Origin of the sequence: Janibacter anophelis NBRC 107843, from assembly GCF_001570945.1 — a bacterium.
Classification (GTDB): Bacteria; Actinomycetota; Actinomycetes; order Actinomycetales; family Dermatophilaceae; genus Janibacter; species Janibacter anophelis.
Genome location: NZ_BCSQ01000047.1, coordinates 1 through 19,488, shown reverse-complemented (window position 1 = coordinate 19,488; position 19,488 = coordinate 1). Strand labels below are relative to the sequence as shown.

Genomic DNA, 19,488 nt, shown 5'->3' with positions numbered 1-19,488 from the left:
AGACTCCCGGCCCACCTGCGAAGGGGGGACGGGAGTCTCGTCGTGTCAGCGGGTGCCGATGACGTCGCCGTCCCGGCCGGCCACGACGCCGGTGCGGGTGCCACGGCCCAAGCGCTGGGCGACGTGCTGCCATCCGCCGCGCGGCAGCTCGCCGGGGACGACCTGGTGCAGCACGAGCTGACCGATCTCGATGTCCCGCAGCAGTTCCTTGAGCTGGGCCTCGGTCGTGTGGGCGCCGAACATGTGATTGCGGAAGGCCTCCTTGATCTCCTCCGGCACCGGCAGCGCAGAGATGCAGGCCTCGATCGTGGCCTGGTCGACGACCTCGTGGAGCAGCACGTCGCAGCCGTCGGCCATCTCCAGCAGGTTCGGCGTGAGCGTGGTGTCATCCGAGATGACGATCGAGCCGTGGTCGGAGTCGAAGCGGTAGGCGTAGGAGGGCGCCATCTGGCCGTGCTCGACGAGGGTGGCCGGGACGCGGACCCGGTCGTCCTCGTGGACGGTGAACGGACTCATCCGGGCCGGAGGCCCGGCGACGGGCACGGCCACGCCTGCAGGGAGCTCGATGTCGTGCGCCTGCACGACGCGGTCGACGGGCGGTGACCCGGCGTCGAAGATTCGGTCGTTGACGTCGGTGGCGAAGGCAGCCAGCAGCTGGCGCACCATCGAGGTCGTGCCGGGTGTCGGCTCCGTGGGGTTGAACGCCGTCGGCGTCGGTCGACCGGGCGGGAAGACCGCGGGGAGCGCCCCACGGTCGCCGGGGCCGTAGAGGTGGAACGGGGACTCCACGGAGCCGAGTCCACCGGCGATGAATCCCTGGACGAGGAAGGTCGACAGGTCGGTGACGTGGTCCGAGTGCAGGTGGGTGATGAGCCGGCGCGGAAGGCGGTGAGGTCGTTCTTGCCATCAGCGGGACCGATGACCCCTGCGTCGACCATGCCTGCGGCCGACCCGTGTCCGGCATCGATGAGGTAGCGCGCGCCGTCCACCTCGACGTCGGTGCAGATGCCCCGCCGGCCGCTGGCCATCGGCCAGATCGGACCACCGGCGGTCCCGACGAGCACCGCCCGCATCGGGGCGTCGGACCGACGGACCGGACCGATGCCGGAGCCGGCCGCCGAGCCGGCCTCCGTGGCTCTTTCGGACATGGCGTCACCGGTGGGCAGGGCAGGGGTGCAGGAGCCGCACATGAGATCTCCGTTGATCTTCAGTGAATGTAGTGATTATTACAATGAAGGGGGTGCGCCCCGCCGCGCAAGGCCTGTCCACGTGGCGCGGGTAGGGTCACTCCGTCCCCCACCGGAAGGTCCGATGTCCCTTTCCCGACGTGCATTCGGCGCGTCCCTGGCCACCGGCCTGGGCGCACTGGCCTCCGCGTGCTCCTCCTCGTCCCCCGGTCCAGGGGGGTCGGCCCCGTCCGCCCCGGCCGGCATCACGCCGGACCCCCGGTCGGCCATGAGGGGTGACCGCTCCTTCGTCTACGAGACCGGGGACCACCTGGAGGGTCCGGGCGACTGGCGGCCCACGGAGTCGGTCTACGGCGACCGGTCGGGCCGTCCGATGTACCTCGTCGGCGACTCCATGGCCGCGCAGCTGGCCTCCCCCCTTCGGGCCGCCGCTGAGGCCCACGGATACGCCTTCAAGCCCCGGACCAAGACCAAAGTCTCCTTCCGGCTCCCCGCCACGGGCACCCCGACCGAGCGGCGGTGGCGCCGAGCGGTGTTCGACCAGATCCGCGCCGACCGCAGCCGACGGCCCCTCGTGATCGCCACCGGTCAGCATATGGGTGATGCGCACGAGATCATCCGCACCGTCGAGGGCCTGCGCGCGGTGGGGGCCGAGGTCCGGCTCGTGACGGTCTCTCCGGTGCCGTCCACCGACGTGCCGCCCGAGGTCGCCGAGCACGGCCGCGACCACCACTGGCGGCTCAAGCACTGGGGGAGTTCACGGGCGGCGATGCGCGAGGCCGCGAGGACCGCCGAGCCGTCGATCCCGCTGCTCGACCTCCAGCCGCTCGTGGCGCGCGGCCGGGAAGGTGACACCTATGCCTCGGTGGTCGACGGGGTCCTCGTCTTCGGGCCCGGGTCCCACCTGACGGACACCTTCGCCACCCGCTTCCTCGCCGATCCCCTCGAGGAATTCACGGCACGCGACGTCGCCGGGTAGTGAGTCGGATCACGCACGATTGGCGGACCCCCCCGGTTGTTATGGCATCGTGAGATGTCGTTCTTGATTTCGAGGGCGCTGACATGCATGCGAGGAGAGCACCATGAGCCGACCGGAGAGCGGTGGAGGCGACGCCTTCGACGACTTCTTCGGCGACCCGACGCCGTCCGGACGGATGGGCCCCGCGCCCGCCGAGCCGGAGGCTGCCCCCTTCGCCGAGGCCCCCGAGGACGAGCCGACCCAGGACGTCGAGCTGCGTCATCGCACCGAGCAGCCCACCCAGGCGGTGACGCCGCCGCCGACCATCCGGCCCGAGCCGACGCCGCAGGGCGCGGTCCCCGACGCCTGGTGGCAGCCCGAGCCCACTGCGGCGCCCGCCCCGGTCGCGCTGAGCAGCACCTGGCAGGCCGCTCCCACCCCGGTCGCTCCCCCGCAGCAGACTCACCAGCAGCCGCCCCGCCGCGGCCTGTCCCCGCTGTCCCTCGTCGGTGTGCTCGTCGGCGGCGTCCTGGCCGGCGGACTGTGCGTCGGTGGCACCGTCATGGCGCTCGACGGTGACGAGGAGCCGGTCGCGCAGTCGACGACCGTCACCCACACCAGCTCGTCGCAGCCGACCGACACCTCCACGACGCAGCCGACGACGCCGTCGAGCACGTCGACGAGCTCCTCGTCGAGCTCGTCCAGCTCGAGCACGCAGGCCAAGCGGAGCGGCAAGCTGCCCGCCGGTGCGAAGAAGTGCTACGGCCCCAAGCAGGGTGTCGCCGTCGGCCGCGGTACCGACGTCACCTCGTGCCCCTTCGCCGGTGCCGTGCGCGACGCCTACCTCCAGGAGAAGCCGAAGGGCGGCAAGGCCAGCCTCGAGGTGCGCAGCCCGGTGACCAAGAAGAGCTACTCGATGAGCTGCACCGGTGCCACCGTCACGCGGTGCACCGGTGGCAACGACGCGGTCGTCGTCCTCTACTGACGTGATCCGGCGTCTCGGGGTCGTGGGCGCGATCGCCTCGATCGTCGTGACGACGGCCTGCTCGCAGCAGCCCACTGCGACCCCCGCCACGAGCACCACGACGACCGCGTCGAGCACCTCGCGCGCCACCACGCCGACGTCGAGCACCACGCCGGCCTCCCGCGATCTGGCGCGGGCGGTCGGCCGCGTCGTCGCCGATCACCCCGACGCAGACGTCGCCATGGCGTGGGCTCCGGTGGGGACGAAGGGGAGGGTGCAGGTCGTCGGCGACGCCCAGCCACTCGTCGCGTGGTCGACGATCAAGGTCCCCTTGTCGCTCGCCGTCGTGCGCGCCGGCCACGGCGAGTCGATGTCCGGCGACATCGAGCTGGCCCTGACGGCCTCCGACAATGAGGCGGCGGCGCGCCTGTGGGCCGACCTCGGGAGCGGGCACGAGGCGTCGCGGGCGGTCGAGGAGCAGCTGCACCGCGGTCGTGACCGGCGCACGGGCGTGCCGGCCGAGGTCACGGTGCCGGGGTACTCCCCCTTCGGGCAGGCGGTCTGGCGACTGACCGACCAGGCGCGATTCACCGCGACCTTGCCCTGCCTCGCCGGCTCCGCGACGGTCACCGATGCCATGGGTCGCGTCGTCGACGGCCAGCGGTGGGGTCTGGGCGGGCTCGACGGCGCCCGGTACAAGGGCGGCTGGGGTTCCACGCCCGGCGGGTACGTCGTGCGCCAGCTCGGCATCGTGCCGGGGACGAAGGGGGAGACCGCCGTGGCCCTGCAGGTGCGGGCGGGGACCCACGCGGAGGGCACGACGATCGCCGACGAGCTGGTCCGTGCAGTGCGGCAGGAGCGGGCGCAGCTGCCCGTCGGGAACTGCGGATAGTGGAGGAGCCCGCCACCCGGATGGGCGACGTGCTCCTGCGCGGGCCCTCGGGTCAGGACTTCTTGACGCTGTCGGTGATCGTCTTGGCGATCTCCTCGGTGTCGCCCTCGTCGAGCGTCGAGACGGTGATGATCCCCGCACCCGAGTCGGAGGGCGCGGCGATCATCGCGCCGTGGACCGTCTGGTCGCCGACCGGCATCGTGTAGGTCGCCATCGGGGTCGTCCCGGCCTCGGTCTTGATCTCCTCGGTCCCGGTGATGGTGGCGTTCTGCTGCTCCAGGTTGGCCTTGAGCTGCGTGGTGTCGACGGCGGCGGGGCCGGCGACGACGTTGATGTTCTGCGCGTATCCGTCCTCGGCCTCCCCCATGACGAGCACGTCGATCGCCGTCGAGAGGTTCTGCAGGAACTGGTCGACGGGCATGCCGGCGTCCTCGGCCATCGTCTTGATGGACTCGGGTGCGTCCTCCGGCTTGTCGGCCAGGGCGCTCGGGTCGATGGTCTCCCAGCCATCCGGGACGTCGAAGGTCAGGCCCGACTTCGTGGCCGTCACCGACCCCTCGGACGCGTCGTCGTCGCCCTCCGAGGACGACGTCTCGCTCGGTGTCTCGGTGGGTGATTCGGTCGAGCCCTCGCTGGTGGGTTCGGACGAGGCGCTCGTGGCCGACTCGGTCGTGCTCGACTCCTCGGTCGTGGTGTCGCCTCCACAGGCGGACAGGGCGAGGGCGGAGGCCGCGGCCAGCGCGGCAATGGTCCGGGTGCGTCGCAGGCTCATCATGTCCTCACCCTAGACACGACCACGAGCGCCCGCAGCGCCCGGCTCCCGGCTGCCCGCGGGAGTGACGGGCGGGTCGGGGGTGCCCGCCGCGGTCGGGGTGGACCCCCTTCGTCAGGACGCCGGGAGCGGCTCTCAGAGCGTCTGGGCCCCCGGTCGACGTACGGGGAGTCGTGGACGGACGGTTTGGGCGCCGAGAGATGCCCACACGGGCGCCCAAGATGCCGCGTCCGAGGGTCTGACGGGGTAGAATCAGGGGGTTGAGGCCGCGGTGCCAGCCCTGAGGGGCCCGCCCGCGGCGACCCATGCACCGCACCAGCTCGAGGAGCACTGTGGCAGACGACCAGTCGCCTGAGATCCAGCCGAACTCCCCGGACCCGGGTGACCCCGAGTACGACGCGAGTGCCATCCAGGTCCTCGAGGGCCTGGAGGCGGTGCGCAAGCGACCGGGCATGTACATCGGCTCGACCGGCGAGCGCGGTCTGCACCACCTCGTGTGGGAGATCGTCGACAACGCGGTCGACGAGGCGATGGCCGGCCACGCCGACACGATCGACGTCACCCTCATGGAGGACGGCGCGGTCCGGGTCAAGGACAACGGTCGCGGCATCCCCACGGACATCCACGAGTCCGAGGGCATCTCCGCCGTCGAGCTCGTCCTCACCCAGCTGCACGCCGGCGGCAAGTTCGGCGGCGGCGGGTACAAGGTCTCCGGCGGTCTGCACGGCGTGGGTTCCTCCGTCGTCAACGCCCTGTCGACCCGCATGGACGTGTGCGTGCGGCAGAAGGGGCACGCGCACCGGATGTCCTTCGAGCTCGGGGTGCCGACCGGCCCCCTTCGCCAGGAGGAGGAGACCGACGCCACCGGCACGACGATCACCTTCTGGGCCAGCCCCGACATCTTCGAGACCGTCGAGTACGACTACGAGACGATTCGCGCCCGCTTCCAGCAGATGGCCTTCCTCAACAAGGGCCTGACGATCAACCTCGTCGACGAGCGGGTCGTCGAGCCCACCGCCGACGAGCAGGCCGAGGACCTCGACCACGTCGACGACGACATCACCGAGGTCGTCGACACCGAGGACGGCGCGGCCGCGGCGCCGAAGAAGGCGCGCAAGGTCTCCTACCGCTACGACAACGGCATCGTCGACTACGTCACCCACCTCGTGTCGTCGAAGAAGGCCGAGCCGGTGACCGCGGAGATCATCTCCATCGAGACCGAGGACGTCGACCGGGCGCTCTCGCTCGAGCTGGCGATGCAGTGGACCAGCTCCTACAGCGAGTCGGTGCACACCTACGCCAACGCGATCAACACCCACGAGGGCGGCACCCACGAGGAGGGCTTCCGCGCGGCGCTGACGAAGATGATCAACGACTTCGCCCGCAAGCAGAACATCCTCAAGGACAAGGACGACAACCTCACCGGTGACGACATCCGGGAGGGCCTGACCGCCGTCATCTCGGTCAAGCTCGGCGAGCCGCAGTTCGAGGGCCAGACCAAGACCAAGCTCGGCAACTCCGAGGTCAAGGGCTTCGTCCAGCGGGCGATGACCGACGAGTTCGGCCACTGGCTCGAGGCCCACCCCAACGAGGGCAAGGACATCGTCCGCAAGGCCGTCCAGGCCGCCGCGGCCCGCATGGCCGCCCGCAAGGCGCGCGAGGCCACCCGCCGCAAGGGCCTGCTCGAGTCCGGCGGCCTGCCGGGCAAGCTCTCCGACTGCCAGACCAAGGACCCGACGATCTCCGAGGTCTTCATCGTCGAGGGTGACTCCGCCGGCGGCTCGGCCAAGGCCGGCCGCAACCCGGAGAACCAGGCGATCCTGCCGATCCGCGGCAAGATCCTCAACGTGGAGAAGGCGCGGATCGACAAGATCCTCGCCAACCAAGAGGTCCAGGCCCTCATCTCGGCCTTCGGCACCGGCATCGGTGAGGACTTCGACATCGCCAAGGCGCGCTACCACAAGATCGTGCTCATGGCCGATGCCGACGTCGACGGCATGCACATCCGCACGCTCCTGCTCACGCTGCTCTTCCGCTTCATGAAGCCGCTCATCGAGGCCGGCTACGTCTACCTGGCGCAGCCGCCGCTCTACCGCCTCAAGTGGTCCAACCACGACCACGAGTTCGCCTTCACCGACCGCGAGCGCGACGCGCTCGTCGCGGAGGGCCAGGCGAAGGGGTGGCGCCTGCCGAAGGACAACGCCATCCAGCGCTACAAGGGCCTGGGCGAGATGAACTACCAGGAGCTGTGGGAGACCACGATGGACCCGGACACCCGGGTGCTGCTCCAGGTGACCCTCGACGACGCCGCCGCGGCGGACGAGATCTTCGCCGTCCTCATGGGCGAGGACGTCGAGTCGCGCCGCAGCTTCATCCAGAAGAACGCGCGCGACGTGCGCTTCCTCGACATCTGACCATCCGGGGCACCGCCCCCGACGGCCCATGACGGCCGCCATTGCCCCCCTTCGGCACGACCCCGAGGTGACCTGAGCACATGACCGACATCCCCACCACGCCCCCCGAGACCGACCGGACCGAACCGGTCGACCTCAACGCGGAGATGCAGCGCAGCTACATCGAGTACGCGATGAGCGTCATCGTCTCCCGGGCGCTGCCCGACGTGCGGGACGGCCTGAAGCCCGTGCACCGCCGCATCGTCTACGCGATGTACGACGGTGGCTACCGCCCCGACCGTGGGTACAACAAGTGCTCGCGCGTCGTCGGCGACGTCATGGGCCAGTACCACCCGCACGGTGACTCGGCGATCTACGACGCCATGGTGCGCCTCGTCCAGCCGTGGTCGCTGCGGTACCCGCTCATCGACGGTCAGGGCAACTTCGGCTCGGCCGGCAACGACGGCGCCGCCGCGCCGCGGTACACCGAGTGCAAGATGGCGCCCCTGTCGCTCGAGTTGGTGCGCGACATCGACCAGGAGACGGTCGACTTCGTCCCCAACTACGACGGCAAGACGATGCAGCCGGACGTGCTGCCGGCGCGCTTCCCCAACCTGCTCGCCAATGGCTCCGCGGGCATCGCCGTCGGCATGGCCACGCAGATCCCGCCGCACAACCTGCGTGAGGTCGCCGACGCCGCGCAGTGGATGCTCGACCACCCCGAGAGCTCCCGCGAGGAGGCCATCGAGGCAGTCATGGGATTCATCAAGGGTCCGGACTTCCCGACCGGCGCGCTCATCATGGGCACCCGCGGGATCGACGACGCCTACCGGACCGGCCGCGGCTCGATCATCATGCGCGCGGTCGTCGAGGTCGAGGAGATCCAGGGACGCACCTGCCTCGTCGTCACCGAGCTGCCCTACCAGGTCAACCCCGATGCCCTGGCGCAGAAGATCGCCGAGATGACCAAGGAGGGTCGCCTCTCCGGCATCGCCGACATCCGCGACGAGACCTCCGGTCGCACCGGCCAGCGCCTGGTCATCGTCCTCAAGCGGGACGCGGTGGCCAAGGTCGTGCTCAACAACCTCTACAAGCACACCCAGCTGCAGACCAACTTCGGCGCCAACATGCTCGCCCTCGTCGACGGGGTGCCGCGCACGCTGCCGATCTCGGCGTTCATCCGCCACTGGGTCGAGCACCAGATCGACGTCATCGTGCGCCGCACCGAGTACCGGTTGCGCAAGGACGAGGCCGCGATCCACATCCTGCGCGGTTACCTCAAGGCGCTCGACATGCTCGACGAGGTCATCGCGCTCATCCGCCGCTCCCCCACCGTCGACGAGGCGAGGGAGGGCCTGATCAATCTCCTCGACATCGACGAGGTGCAGGCGATGGCGATCCTCAACCTCCAGCTGCGTCGCCTCGCGGCCCTGGAGCGCCAGAAGATCATCGACGAGCACGACGAGATCGAAGCCCGGATCATCGACTACAAGGACATCCTCGCCAAGCCCGAGCGGCAGCGGCAGATCGTCAAGGACGAGCTCGCGGAGATCGTCGACCGCTACGGCGACGACCGGCGCACCCGGATCCTGCCCTACGACGGTGACGTCGCGATGGAGGACCTCATCCCCGAGGAGGACGTGGTCGTCACGATCACCCGGGGCGGCTACGCCAAGCGCACCCGCGTCGACGAATACCGCGCGCAGAAGCGTGGGGGGAAGGGGGTGCGCGGCGCCTCCCTGCGTGGCGAGGACGTCGTGCGCAACTTCTTCACGACGACCTCGCACCACTGGCTGCTCTTCTTCACCAACCTCGGTCGGGTCTACCGGGTCAAGGCCTACGAGCTGCCCGAGGCGGCGCGTGACGGCAAGGGCCAGCACGTGGCCAACCTGCTCGCCTTCCAGCCCGACGAGCAGATCGCCGCGGTCTACGCCATCAAGGACTACGAAGCGGCTCCCTACCTCGTGCTGGCCACGAAGCGTGGCCTGGTCAAGAAGACCCGTCTGACCGAGTACGACTCCCCCCGCAGCGGTGGCCTCATCGCCATCAAGCTGCGCGAGGACGACGAGCTCATCGGTGTCGGCCTGGTCTCCGCCGAGGACGACCTGCTGCTCGTCTCGCGCAACGCGGCGTCGTTGCGCTTCCACGCCACGGACGAGACCCTGCGGCCGATGGGTCGCTCGACGAGCGGTGTCACGGGCATGAAGTTCCGCGAGGGCGACTCGCTCCTCGCGCTCAACGTCATCGAGGACGGCACCGACCCCGACGTCTTCGTCGTCTTCGAGAACGGCGTGGCCAAGCGGACCGCGGCGTCGCAGTGGACGGCCAAGGGCCGTGCCGGTCTGGGTGTCCTGGCTGCCAACTCCGGCAAGGGCGGCCAGCTCGTCGGCGCGCTCGTCGTCGACGAGGGCGACGAGGTCATGGTCGTCATGGAGAAGGGCAACATCGTCCGCTCGGCCGTGACCGAGGTGAGCCGCACGAGCCGCAACACCATGGGCGTCAGCTTCGCCACGCCACGCAAGGGCGACCAGATCGTCGCGGTCGCCCGCAACGTCGACCGCGGTGACGCCGACGCGGACGACGTGGTTGACGGCGAGGCACCCTCCGACGATGTAGCGTCGGAGCCTGACGTGCAGTCCGCCGGGAGCGACCCGGTGGACCCCGCCCAGCAGGGGGACGCCCCCGGAGGTGACCAGGAGTGAGCTCCACAGGAGAGACCACGGCCGTGCGCTCGGCCGCCGGCTCGTCCCAGACCCGCAGCACCCAGGGCACCAGCGCTGCCTCGCGACCCGCCCCCCGGGCCGGCCGCCGGGTCAAGCTCATGGTCTCGCGGGTGGACCCCTTCTCCGTGATGAAGGTCGGGTTCCTCGTCTCGGTCGCCATGGGCATCGCGCTCGTCGTCATGACCGCGGTCATGTGGGTGCTGCTGTCCGCGATGGGTGTCTTCGACTCGGTCAACGAGCTCGCCGGCCAGATCATCGGCGAGGGCTCGGGTGAGCCCTTCGACGTCATGGACTTCCTCGGCTTCGGCCGGGTCGTCTCCCTGTCGATCGTCATCGCGGTCGTCGACGTCTTCCTCTGGACGGCCATCGCGACCCTCGGTGCCTTCCTCTACAACATCGTCGCCAGCCTCGTCGGCGGCGTGCACATGACGCTGACCGACGACTGATCCGCACGCCTGCCGCCGTTTTGGTTTCGGCGGCGGGTGTGGGGTAATCTCGGGCGTCGCGTCACGGAGAGATCCACGGCGCACGCGGGCCCATAGCTCAGGCGGTTAGAGCGCTTCGCTGATAACGAAGAGGTCGGAGGTTCAAGTCCTCCTGGGCCCACCACTGTCGACGGTGAGGAGAGTTCCGATGAAGAAGGTGCTCGTACTCGTCGCGGCCGCAGTCGGCGCGGCGTACGCCAAGCGCAAGATCGAGCAGCAGCGGTCCGAGAAGGATCTGCACGCCGCCACCAGCCGCATGAACACCACCCCCCAGCCGAGCACCACCTCCGGCGGGGCCTGGGCGGCCGCGTCCGACCGTCCCACCTGATCCACCGCAAGCCCTCGGGGGCGTGGCGCAATTGGTAGCGCATCTGCTTTGCAAGCAGAGGGTTGTCGGTTCGAGTCCGATCGCCTCCACCGAGATGAGGATCGCGCCCTGAGGCGCGAGGGCCGCTTGGCCCGAGCCTCGAAGGGGGGTCGGCCCGCTGATGCGGGTCGGCCCCCCTTCGTCGTGTCGAGATCCGTGACGGAGCGCTCAGGCCTCCGCGTCGGGCTGCTGGAGTCCGTAGAGCGCGGGGAAGCGCATCGTCAGCGCGTGCCGGAGGTCCGGGTCCACGACGAGCTCGGCAAGCTGCCGCACTCGATCGTCGGCGAAGTCCCGTTCGACGTCCGCGATGGCCGAGCCCATCTGCTCGTTGAAGGCCTGCTGGCTGTTGATGACCTTCGCGAGCATGTCCCGACCCGTGCGGGAGAGGGCGTGGAGAGTGGCTCTGCGGTCCTCCGGTGGGTTGGAGCGGACCGTCAGTCCCTTGTCCGCCAGAGCGGCGAGGAGGCGACTGGGGCTCCCGGACTCGCAGACCAGGTACTCGCCGGCCTGACGGGTGGTCATGGGGCCGAAGGTGCCGATCACCTCGATCGCCTCAGCCTGCGAGGCGGTCAGCCCGAGGGTGGCGAAGAGGCGGTTGAGTCGGCGACCCCCCTGGCGCTGGAGGGCCAGGACGATGTACCGGAAGTGCTCGGTCGACTCGGAGAGAATGCGCGCATCCCCGCTGGTCGAGGCTGAATGGGTGCCGGTCACAGTGCACCCCCGAGATGGGCCTGCAGTCGCGCCAGTCGCTTGTGCGGGACCATGGCCGCCTCCTTCGCTCCGATGAGGGGCACCAGGGCGCCCTGTTGCCGGATCCGGTGCGTGACGCGCGTCCCCGACCCGGATACCTCCAGCACCCACGTCGACTCCTCACGCAGACCCGGGACCGTGATGAGCATGGCGATGTCCGCCGTGCCGTCGACGTACTCGAGTGTGCCCCTGAGGGCACCTCCGAGCGCGTGGACCCGGTAGGCGCTGCCCGGCCCGGCGGTCACCGAGGTGAAGGCGGGGTTCCACGCCGGCAGCCGCTCGGCGTCCATGAGTACCGCCGCGACCCGTCGTGGCTCGTGATGGACGGTCACGACAGCATCGACGTCGGATGTAAATGACATATCACCCACTGTACATCTCTTGGGTCAAAACTCCTTCATACCACGTCTCATCAACGTCCTGCAGGTGCACCTATCCACCGCGGACACTGTGCTTGATATGCATGGTCGGGGCCCTACTCTGGGTAGTGCATGACACAACATGCATGTCAGAACACGTAATACACGCTTCAACCACCGCACGAGGGGACACCATGAGCAATGCAGTGATCAATCAGGTCGAGGAGATGTCCATGGACAAGCCCAAGACCAGCCAGCGACTCGATGCCGAGACCCGGCTGTCGCCCATCGAGGACATCATTCGCGACATCGCCGACGGGAAGATGGTCGTCCTCGTCGATGATGAGGACCGAGAGAACGAGGGCGACCTCGTCATGGCCGCCGAGAAGATGACGCCCGAGGCCGTGAACTTCATGATCACCCATGGCCGGGGACTCCTGTGCATGCCGATGCGGCAGGACAGGGCGAGCGAGCTGGGGTTCGTCCCGATGGTGGTCAACAACGAGGACGACTTCGGCACCGCCTTCACCGTCTCGTGTGACGCCACGGCAGACCACGGCGTGACGACGGGGATCTCGGCCACGGACCGGGCCACGACGATTCGCCTGGCGGCGCTCGGCGGGGTCCACGCGGACTTCAACCGCCCCGGCCACGTGTTCCCGCTCATCGCCAGGGAAGGTGGGGTCCTCACGCGCATCGGCCACACCGAGGCCGGATGCGACCTGGCGGCGATGGCCGGCCTCTCCCCCGTCGGGGCGATCATCGAGATCGTCGGCGACGACGGAGAGATGCTGCGCCTGCCGGAGCTGGTGGAGTGGTGTGCCCGGCACGAGATCCGCATCTCGACCATCGAGCGGCTCCGGGCCCACCGCGAGGCGCAGGTGACCGAGGCCGCGCTCGAGTGGAACCTCGAGTCCCAGAGCACCTCGGTGAACGCCTGATGGGCACCTCCACGAGGGTGGGGGCCCGGGTCAGGAAGCTCTCCACGCCTCGCATCCACGATCTGGTGATCCGCCACCTCAACTTCGTCGAGGGTCTGGAGAACATCCCGCGCGAGGGTCCGGTGGTCTTCGTCGCCAATCACTCGAGCTACATGGATCACTTCGTGACCAAGACCCTGGCCAACGCGGTGCGTCCGGGGCGGGTCTGGTTCCCGACCAAGGCAGAAGCCTTCGAGACCCCGCACTCGCGGATCTGGCACGAGTCGATGGACTGCTACCCCGTCGACAGGAGCGCTCCTGGTGATGAAGTCTTCCGGTTGGCGTCGCAGGTCCTCGACGGGGGCAACACCCTGGTGCTCTATCCGGAGGGAACGCGTGGCGACGGGGTCGACCTCATGCCCTTCAAGACCGGAGCCTTCCGGATGGCCCTGGCCTCGAAGGCCCCGGTCATCCCGATCGGCATGACCGGTTTGGCCGATGTCCTCCCGAAGGGTGCCTCACTCCCCCGTCGACGACTCCTGTCCGTCTCCATCGGCGAACCCTTGGCCATTCCCGACACGGGTGACGCTCGCGAGGATGCCCGCAGCATGCGTGACGAGGCGGTAGCGAGTGTCGAGGCCCTGCGGCAGAGGTCCAGTTCCCCGTCAGGGCCGGACATCGGCGCGGCCCTCGACAGCATCGTCGACCTGGCGACCGCCATCGCCGCGGAGAACTTGGACCCACGTGGAACGCTCGACGCCGAGACGATCGACCGCCTCGAGCTGCTCCTGCGGATCGCGGACAAGACCTCGGCCCGACGACTGGACCTCAACCTCCAGCGGGCCCGGCTCGAGGGCTTCCGTGCGCTCAGGGCGCCCGGACCCGTTCGGATGGCCAGGGCCGCGCTCGTGAACCGCAAGGCGCAGCGCTTGTCGGACCTGCATGCATCCAGCGACTTCGCGGCCTATCTGGCAGGACGAAGCAGTCTCATGCTGCCCCGTGCGCTCGGTGGCGGGACGGAGATCGCGACGCTCCACTTCGAGCGTTCGGTGCAGCGTGCGGGCGCCATGCGGTCCCAGGCACTCATCGGTTTGGGCGAGGCGCACGCCGCGGCCGGACGCAGCGATGAGGCCAAGGCAGCCTATGAACGCGGGAGGGACAGCATCAGCCCGGGCGATCCTCGCGGGCAGCTCAGGCGAGAGCGCATCGACCACACGCTGAAGGCACTCGCCCGGGGGGAGGTCCGATGAGCCCCCTACGAAATGGTGTCGCACGCCATCCGCGCATGATCATCGCCGCGTGGGTCGTCTTCCTCGTCATCACCGCAGCGCTGGCCACGCAGCTCAACGCCGCGGTCAAGGCGGGAGGTTTCAATGACGCGGACGGGCAGTCGAGCCGTGGCGAGGCGGTCAGCCAGGAGGCCTTTGGAGATGCTCGAAGCCAGTTGACGGTCGTGCTGACCTCGGACACCGCCATCCGCCCGGCACTGGTGGATGAGGTCGCCACCGCGGTCAGCGCGATGGATCACGTCGACGGCGTCGTCGACGGACGAGTGGTCCCGAGCCTGTCCTCCGACTCGGGGCGGACACAGGTCCTCCAGGTCGGTATCGAGGGGAGCAACACGACTGCTCAGAACCTGGTCCCGGACCTGCGTCAGCGGACGGCGGAGGCAGTGGACGACGCTGACGCATCTGCCACCGTGGACAGCCATGTCACCGGGGCGGCTGCACTCGACTACGACCTGAACATCCAGACGAAGGAGGACACCCTCCACGCGGAGCTCATTGCGGGACCACTCCTCATCGTCATCCTGTTGCTCGTCTACCGAGCGGTGGGGCCGGTGGTGGTGACCTTGGGTGTCGCGGGTGTCTGCCTGGCCGGGACCCAGGGTCTGGGCACGCTCCTCGCCTGGAGCACGGACGTGTCGAACCTGTACATCACGGGCGCCTCACTCATCGGACTCGCGGTGTCCGTGGACTACTGCCTCTTTGTCATCGCGCGTTTCAAGGAGAACCTCGCGCACGGCATGACCGTGCCGGATGCGGTGGAGAGCGCGACCCGGACCGCGGGCCATGCCGTGCGTTTCGGTGGTCTGAGCGTCATCGCGGCACTGTGCGCGCTGTTCATCCCGACCAACATGGTCTTCGGCTCGATCGCCGCCGCGGGGATCATCGTCACCCTCATCGCCATCGGTGTCGTCGCGACCCTGGTGCCGGCCCTCCTGACGGTCCTGGGAGAGCGCGTGTTCTTCGTGAGGCTCAGGGGGTTCTCCCTCGAACCGCCCGCGGGCGTCGATCACCCGGCGCCGGGCTCACGGCGTCCGGCGGCCCTGCGTCGACCGTGGCTGACGATCCTGGCCATCACCGTCCCGCTGTTGGTCGCGGTCGTGCCGCTCACCGGGATCACGCTCCAGGTACCGGTGGCGTCGGCGTCGATCCTGCCCTCCGAAGCGGACTCACGGCTGGGTATCGAAGCCCTCACCGAGGAGCTCGATCCGCGGGAACTGTTCCCGACCAGCGTCATCTTCAGCGGCCGAGACGGTGAGTCGGCGGCCGAGGTGCAGGGCCGAGCCACCACCGAGGCGGAGACCTTCGCCGACATCACCGGTGTCGCGTCCACGCTGGCGCCCGGATCGCCGGGCGCCGCCCGGTCGCCGTGGGCGCTGACGGGCGACGTCGGCGGTGTCCCGTATGCACGGGTGCTCGTCACCTCGACGGGGAGCCCGGACAGCGACGAGGCACACCGCATGGTCGAGTCGATCCGTGCGGCCACCTCGGGAGACGACGCGGTCCTCGTCAGCGGTGCCACGGCGCAGGGGTCCGACTTCGACACTCTGGTGACGTCGTCCATCCCGTGGATCCTCGGGGCCGTCATGGTCGTGAGTCTCGTGCTGCTCGGAGTCGCCTTCCGCAGCTGGCAACTGCCGGTCCTGGCGATCGCCATGAATTCCATGGTCGTCGGTAGCGCGATGGGCATGCTGTCCTTCGGCTGGCAGTCGATCACGGGTGAGTCCATCAACAGCGTCACCCCGGTCGTGATCTTCGCGATCGTCTTCGGGCTGAGCATGGACTACATGGTGCTGATGGCCCTGCGGATGCGCGAGGAGTGGCGCGCCGGGCTCAGCCACGAGGAGGCGATCGCCACCGGTCTGCGGAGGACATCCGGCCTCGTGATCTCGGCGGCGATCATCATGATCGGCGTCTTCCTCTCCTTCATGGTGGCCGAGGTCAGCATCGTCAGGGAGTTGGGCCTCGGCCTGGCGATCGCGGTGGCGCTGGATGCCCTGATCGTGCGTCCGTGGCTGCTCCCCGCCGCACTGGCGGTCATGGGCCCCGGTGTCTGGGGCCCGCGCACTCACGGTCAGGAGCCCCAGGAGGTCTCGGGGCAGTGGTCGGATAGCCACGGTTCCGTCGTCGCGGCCGCCGACCCGGCGTAGACACACCCACTGCGCGAAGGGGGTCGGCCCGCTGGTGCGGGTCGGCTCCCTTCGTCATGTGACGACCACACGATCAGCGGTGGGCGCGCCGCTCCCCGGCCCGGACGGGGACGGTGATCGTGTTGCCTGCGGCAGGTGCGGGGCAGGTTGCATGGTCGGTGAAGGCGAACCACATGTTGATCGTCCGGTTGAAGTCCAGGGTGACGTAGCCCTCCTCGTCCGGGTCGTCGAACTTCAGCTGCCGCCACGCCTCGGTCTCGGTGCCATTGGTCGGGTCGTGGAACTCGATGCTCAGGCCGGCCTTGATGGTGGTCGCCGTGAGGCGCTGGGGCTGCCCGTCCAGGGTGAACTCGATGTCACCCGGCGCCGGGAGGTTCTGCCTCAGGTCCGGTCGGTGGGTCGCGACGTCGACCTTGCGCCCATCGGGCGCAGGCAGGAAACGTGCCCGGACCACCCACGCGGGGTCGTGGTCGAAGGTGGGGACGCCGGCGAAGCCCTCACGGTCCGGCGAGGTCTCGGCGCGCCAGCGCACGGCCAGACGGCCTCCCCGGCGCAGCAGCTCGATCTCTCGGTCGCCCCACTGCAGCCACGGCACGCGGCCGGTCTCGGCGACGGTCTTGGTGCTCACCCCGTCCACGGCCTCGCCGTCGACGGTCAGCCCATCGGCAGCGGCCGCCTCGACGCGGGCGTCCTCACCGTCGGTGGACCAGAGGCCCGGCAGCCCCGCGAGCGCCGCCGGCTCCTCCGGCACCCAGTGGAAGCCCTGGAGGGTCAGCCAACCGTGCGGCCGGACCAGCTCCGCCTCGCGCGCCGTCCGGAACTCCCGCCATGCCTGTACATCGGTGTTCATCCCGACAGGCTGGCACAGGACGAAGGGGGTGTCCCCCCACGTTCCGCGTACCTTGACTACCGACGCACACCCGAGCGCCGGTCACCGCTCGGGGCGGTATTTCTTCGGCAGCTTGGCCACGACGGCCTCATAGGAGTCCTCCACGGCCTCCAGGAGTTCCTCGAGCGAGATCGCCCCGTCCAGCGCCAGCGTGTTCCACCCGTTGCGCCCGATGTACGCCATGACGCTCGCATCATCCGGATACCGGGCGAGCCACTCGTCCGCCTCCTCGCGGGAGGCGCCCGCTTTGACCCCGACGGAGGAGCGACCGAGGAAGGCGAAGATCTTCCCCTTCTCCGACGGCCCGACCTTCGCGACGAGGTCCCCCTCCCACGGCTCATCCGGCCAGGCACCGGGCAGGGAGAGGGCGTGCGCGCGGATCGTCTCGGCTGCGGACATACCGTCAGGCTGGCACACGGAGGCGACGGGGGGTGCGCAGAGCGGAACACCCCCTTCGCCCGTCCGTCCCGGCCCCTAGGTTGCGCTGGTATGACCACTGTCGAGACCGCGAATCCCGAGATTGCCGAGACGATCGATGTCAACGGCATCGCCACGAACTACCACGACGTCGGCGAGGGCGACCCCGTCCTGCTCATCCACGGCTCCGGTCCGGGCGTCAGCGCATGGGCCAACTGGCGCGGGGTCCTGCCCGAGCTGTCGAAGACCCACCGGGTCATCGCGCCCGACGTGCTCGGCTTCGGCTACACCGAGCGTCCCGAGGACGTCACGTACGACATGGCCACGTGGACAGAGCACCTCGTCGGCCTCATGGACGCCCTGGGCATCGAGCAGGCCGCCGTCGTCGGCAACAGCTTCGGCGGGGCGCTCGCCCTCAACGTCGCGACCCACCACCCGGACCGCGTGACCAAGCTGGTCCTCATGGGCGCCGCGGGCGTGCCCTTCGAGCTCACCGAGGGGCTCGACAAGGTGTGGGGCTACCAGCCCACCCTCGAGAACATGATCGAGATCATGGACGTCTTCGCCTGGGACAAGTCCCGGCTCACCGAGGACCTGGCCAGGATCCGCTACGAGGCCGCGACCCGGCCTGGTGTGCACGAGGCCTTCAGTTCGATGTTCCCCGCGCCCCGCCAGCAGGGCGTCGAGGACCTGACGATCCCCGACCAGGACATCCGCGGCATCGAGCAGCCGACGCTGATCGTCCACGGCCGCGACGACGAGGTCATCCCGCTGAGCACCTCGATGCGCCTGAACGAGCTCATCGACCAGTCGCAGCTGCACGTCTTCGGGCAGTGCGGTCACTGGGTGCAGATCGAGCACGCCGAGGACTTCCTCCAGCTCGTCGGGACCTTCCTGGCCGAGGCCTGACGCCGCGAGGGAGCGATGCTCCAAGGCAGTGTCCCTCGTGGTTGAGGCGACCCGTGACCGCACAGTCCTGACGCGTGGTGAAAAGTACTCATCTTCCTCTTTTCAGCGCGGGTGAGGATGCGAGAAGCGTCTCCCCATGAGAGTTTGGCACTGGTCCGGGGAGACCGATCCCCGTTGTGATGAGCCGAGAGGACACCCATGCGTCTGCGTTCCCGCCCCACCGTCGTGACCGCGTGCGTCGCCACTGCGCTGATGACACTGGCTGGCTGCGGGAGTGGCGAAGGTGAGGGGACCGACACCACGGCGAGCAGCTCCAGCAGCAATTCGTCGAGCGCGTCCTCGGAGCCGACCTACGACGAGGCCCACATCATGACCGAGGTGCGCAAAGCCGACAGGGCCTTTCGTGCGCTCGACCCGAACGAGTTGATCCCTGAGGACGCGGATTGGGTCACTGATTCCTACCGCACGAAGTACAACTCCGATACCAAGGAACTCAAAGACGCAGGGTTGGTTCAGAAGGGGAAGGTGACGACCAAGTCCCTTCATCTGGCGACGTCCGAGCCTGATGCCCCGGGCGGGTGGCAGGTGACAGTGTACAACTGCAACGTTTCGACGAGGCGGGTGTACCAAGACGGTGAAGACGTCTCGGCGGATCCGCTCGACCCGAGCAAGCCGTTGCCCGAGGGGCCGCGGGAGAGCGTTCTGCTCGACAGTTACACCACGCCCGACGGTGGCAAGTCTTGGCAACTGGATGACGTGGCCCCTGTGGAGGGCAAGGACTCGCAGGACACGCCATGCGATCAGTGAGCGCGGTGGTTGCCGCCGCCGCACTGCTGGTGCCTGCGTCCGCGTTCGCTGCCGTCCAGAGCGCCAACCACCATTGCGGTAATGGTACGTCCAGCAACCTGAGGGCGGGATCACTGACGGTTCGCGCGAAGCACTGCACACATCCACAAGAGTCGACTACGGCAGCGTCGACATCTACGGCGGGGCAGCGGGCCCACCATCCTCGACAGGTCGCGGAGGGGGCCTCCCCACCCAGACGGACGGTGTCGCGGGAGCGGTAT

At 69.1% G+C, this 19,488-nt stretch carries 18 protein-coding genes and 2 tRNA genes; 14 read left to right on the top strand and 6 right to left on the bottom strand.

Annotated features, from left to right (window positions below):
- Positions 1-45: 45 nt before the first annotated feature.
- The gene (locus JAN01S_RS12405; RefSeq protein WP_068318749.1) at positions 46-789 is read right to left on the bottom strand and encodes an MBL fold metallo-hydrolase; all 744 of its coding nucleotides are present in this window, start codon (positions 787-789) and stop codon (positions 46-48) included.
- Positions 790-1,455: 666 nt separating this feature from the next.
- On the opposite strand from JAN01S_RS12405, the gene JAN01S_RS12400 reads away from it, so the two are divergent.
- The 3 genes from JAN01S_RS12400 (at position 1,456) to JAN01S_RS12390 (ending at position 4,001) form a co-directional block, all read left to right on the top strand.
- On the top strand, positions 1,456-2,166 hold the full coding sequence (locus JAN01S_RS12400; protein ID WP_068318747.1) for an SGNH hydrolase domain-containing protein: 711 nt from the start codon (positions 1,456-1,458) through the stop codon (positions 2,164-2,166).
- A gap of 103 nt (positions 2,167-2,269) precedes the next feature.
- Positions 2,270-3,130 (top strand): hypothetical protein, encoded by an 861-nt coding sequence (locus JAN01S_RS12395; RefSeq protein ID WP_068318742.1) that lies wholly within the window; start codon positions 2,270-2,272, stop codon positions 3,128-3,130.
- Between the two features lies 1 nt (position 3,131).
- Positions 3,132-4,001: a hypothetical protein gene (locus tag JAN01S_RS12390; protein ID WP_068318740.1), complete on the top strand. Its 870-nt coding sequence runs from the start codon at positions 3,132-3,134 to the stop codon at positions 3,999-4,001.
- 52 nt (positions 4,002-4,053) lie between these two features.
- Here the strand turns inward: JAN01S_RS12390 and JAN01S_RS12385 are convergent, their stop codons facing one another.
- Complete coding sequence (locus tag JAN01S_RS12385; RefSeq protein ID WP_068318735.1) at positions 4,054-4,776, bottom strand: hypothetical protein; 723 nt, start codon at positions 4,774-4,776, stop codon at positions 4,054-4,056.
- Between the two features lie 302 nt (positions 4,777-5,078).
- On the opposite strand from JAN01S_RS12385, the gene gyrB reads away from it, so the two are divergent.
- The 6 genes from gyrB to JAN01S_RS12355 all read left to right on the top strand — a co-directional run bounded on the left by gyrB (position 5,079) and on the right by JAN01S_RS12355 (position 10,791).
- Complete coding sequence (gene gyrB, locus JAN01S_RS12380) at positions 5,079-7,187, top strand: DNA topoisomerase (ATP-hydrolyzing) subunit B (RefSeq protein ID WP_084360223.1); 2,109 nt, start codon at positions 5,079-5,081, stop codon at positions 7,185-7,187.
- Between the two features lie 80 nt (positions 7,188-7,267).
- Entirely contained in the window at positions 7,268-9,868 is a 2,601-nt protein-coding gene (gene gyrA, locus JAN01S_RS12375) for a DNA gyrase subunit A (protein ID WP_068318731.1), read from the top strand.
- A complete protein-coding gene (locus tag JAN01S_RS12370; RefSeq protein ID WP_240312323.1) occupies positions 9,865-10,335 on the top strand; it encodes a DUF3566 domain-containing protein in 471 nt (156 codons plus the stop codon). The genes gyrA and JAN01S_RS12370 overlap by 4 nt, the downstream gene beginning before the upstream one ends.
- A gap of 86 nt (positions 10,336-10,421) precedes the next feature.
- Positions 10,422-10,498: transfer RNA gene (locus tag JAN01S_RS12365), tRNA-Ile, on the top strand.
- A gap of 24 nt (positions 10,499-10,522) precedes the next feature.
- Positions 10,523-10,702, top strand: coding sequence for a DLW-39 family protein (locus tag JAN01S_RS12360; RefSeq protein WP_068318726.1), 180 nt, complete (start codon positions 10,523-10,525; stop codon positions 10,700-10,702).
- 16 nt (positions 10,703-10,718) lie between these two features.
- Positions 10,719-10,791 (top strand) — tRNA-Ala (locus tag JAN01S_RS12355).
- 118 nt (positions 10,792-10,909) lie between these two features.
- On the opposite strand, the gene JAN01S_RS12350 is transcribed toward JAN01S_RS12355, so the two are convergent.
- Both JAN01S_RS12350 and JAN01S_RS12345 read right to left on the bottom strand, forming a co-directional pair.
- Positions 10,910-11,452, bottom strand: coding sequence for a MarR family winged helix-turn-helix transcriptional regulator (locus tag JAN01S_RS12350; protein ID WP_218000035.1), 543 nt, complete (start codon positions 11,450-11,452; stop codon positions 10,910-10,912).
- Complete coding sequence (locus tag JAN01S_RS12345; protein ID WP_084360222.1) at positions 11,449-11,853, bottom strand: SRPBCC family protein; 405 nt, start codon at positions 11,851-11,853, stop codon at positions 11,449-11,451. The genes JAN01S_RS12350 and JAN01S_RS12345 overlap by 4 nt, the downstream gene beginning before the upstream one ends.
- Positions 11,854-12,044: 191 nt before the next feature.
- Here JAN01S_RS12345 and ribB point away from each other — a divergent pair, with 191 nt between their 5' ends.
- Genes ribB through JAN01S_RS12330 form a run of 3 tightly spaced genes read left to right on the top strand, consistent with a single transcriptional unit; the run spans position 12,045 to position 16,206 of the window.
- Complete coding sequence (ribB, locus tag JAN01S_RS12340; RefSeq protein ID WP_218000034.1) at positions 12,045-12,791, top strand: 3,4-dihydroxy-2-butanone-4-phosphate synthase; 747 nt, start codon at positions 12,045-12,047, stop codon at positions 12,789-12,791.
- Positions 12,791-14,020 carry a lysophospholipid acyltransferase family protein gene (locus tag JAN01S_RS12335; RefSeq protein WP_068318720.1) on the top strand — a complete coding sequence of 410 codons (1,230 nt, stop codon included), beginning with the start codon at positions 12,791-12,793 and terminating at the stop codon, positions 14,018-14,020. The genes ribB and JAN01S_RS12335 overlap by 1 nt, the downstream gene beginning before the upstream one ends.
- Complete coding sequence (locus JAN01S_RS12330) at positions 14,017-16,206, top strand: MMPL family transporter (protein ID WP_084360221.1); 2,190 nt, start codon at positions 14,017-14,019, stop codon at positions 16,204-16,206. The genes JAN01S_RS12335 and JAN01S_RS12330 overlap by 4 nt, the downstream gene beginning before the upstream one ends.
- 73 nt (positions 16,207-16,279) lie before the next feature.
- Here JAN01S_RS12330 and JAN01S_RS12325 read toward each other — a convergent pair whose 3' ends face one another.
- Positions 16,280-17,056, bottom strand: a complete 777-nt coding sequence (locus JAN01S_RS12325) for a DUF1684 domain-containing protein (protein ID WP_068318718.1) — start codon at positions 17,054-17,056, stop codon at positions 16,280-16,282.
- 81 nt (positions 17,057-17,137) lie between these two features.
- Complete coding sequence (locus tag JAN01S_RS12320; protein WP_068318716.1) at positions 17,138-17,494, bottom strand: MmcQ/YjbR family DNA-binding protein; 357 nt, start codon at positions 17,492-17,494, stop codon at positions 17,138-17,140.
- Positions 17,495-17,584: 90 nt separating this feature from the next.
- Here JAN01S_RS12320 and JAN01S_RS12315 point away from each other — a divergent pair, with 90 nt between their 5' ends.
- Complete coding sequence (locus tag JAN01S_RS12315) at positions 17,585-18,421, top strand: alpha/beta fold hydrolase (protein ID WP_068318715.1); 837 nt, start codon at positions 17,585-17,587, stop codon at positions 18,419-18,421.
- A 198-nt stretch (positions 18,422-18,619) separates the two neighbouring features.
- Positions 18,620-19,228 (top strand): hypothetical protein, encoded by a 609-nt coding sequence (locus tag JAN01S_RS12310; RefSeq protein WP_068318714.1) that lies wholly within the window; start codon positions 18,620-18,622, stop codon positions 19,226-19,228.
- Positions 19,229-19,488: the final 260 nt, after the last annotated feature.

What these genes read in the sequence shown, in the direction of transcription:
- JAN01S_RS12360 (WP_068318726.1), top strand. Translation starts at nt 10,523, where the DNA reads ATGAAGAAGGTGCTCGTACTCGTCGCGGCCGCAGTCGGCGCGGCGTAC.
- gyrA (WP_068318731.1), top strand. Translation starts at nt 7,268, where the DNA reads ATGACCGACATCCCCACCACGCCCCCCGAGACCGACCGGACCGAACCG.
- JAN01S_RS12400 (WP_068318747.1), top strand. Translation starts at nt 1,456, where the DNA reads ATGAGGGGTGACCGCTCCTTCGTCTACGAGACCGGGGACCACCTGGAG.
- gyrB (WP_084360223.1), top strand. Translation starts at nt 5,079, where the DNA reads ATGCACCGCACCAGCTCGAGGAGCACTGTGGCAGACGACCAGTCGCCT.
- JAN01S_RS12385 (WP_068318735.1), bottom strand. Translation starts at nt 4,776, where the DNA reads ATGATGAGCCTGCGACGCACCCGGACCATTGCCGCGCTGGCCGCGGCC.
- JAN01S_RS12345 (WP_084360222.1), bottom strand. Translation starts at nt 11,853, where the DNA reads ATGTCATTTACATCCGACGTCGATGCTGTCGTGACCGTCCATCACGAG.
- JAN01S_RS12335 (WP_068318720.1), top strand. Translation starts at nt 12,791, where the DNA reads ATGGGCACCTCCACGAGGGTGGGGGCCCGGGTCAGGAAGCTCTCCACG.
- JAN01S_RS12330 (WP_084360221.1), top strand. Translation starts at nt 14,017, where the DNA reads ATGAGCCCCCTACGAAATGGTGTCGCACGCCATCCGCGCATGATCATC.
- ribB (WP_218000034.1), top strand. Translation starts at nt 12,045, where the DNA reads ATGAGCAATGCAGTGATCAATCAGGTCGAGGAGATGTCCATGGACAAG.
- JAN01S_RS12320 (WP_068318716.1), bottom strand. Translation starts at nt 17,494, where the DNA reads ATGTCCGCAGCCGAGACGATCCGCGCGCACGCCCTCTCCCTGCCCGGT.
- JAN01S_RS12395 (WP_068318742.1), top strand. Translation starts at nt 2,270, where the DNA reads ATGAGCCGACCGGAGAGCGGTGGAGGCGACGCCTTCGACGACTTCTTC.
- JAN01S_RS12325 (WP_068318718.1), bottom strand. Translation starts at nt 17,056, where the DNA reads ATGAACACCGATGTACAGGCATGGCGGGAGTTCCGGACGGCGCGCGAG.
- JAN01S_RS12310 (WP_068318714.1), top strand. Translation starts at nt 18,620, where the DNA reads ATGCGTCTGCGTTCCCGCCCCACCGTCGTGACCGCGTGCGTCGCCACT.
- JAN01S_RS12315 (WP_068318715.1), top strand. Translation starts at nt 17,585, where the DNA reads ATGACCACTGTCGAGACCGCGAATCCCGAGATTGCCGAGACGATCGAT.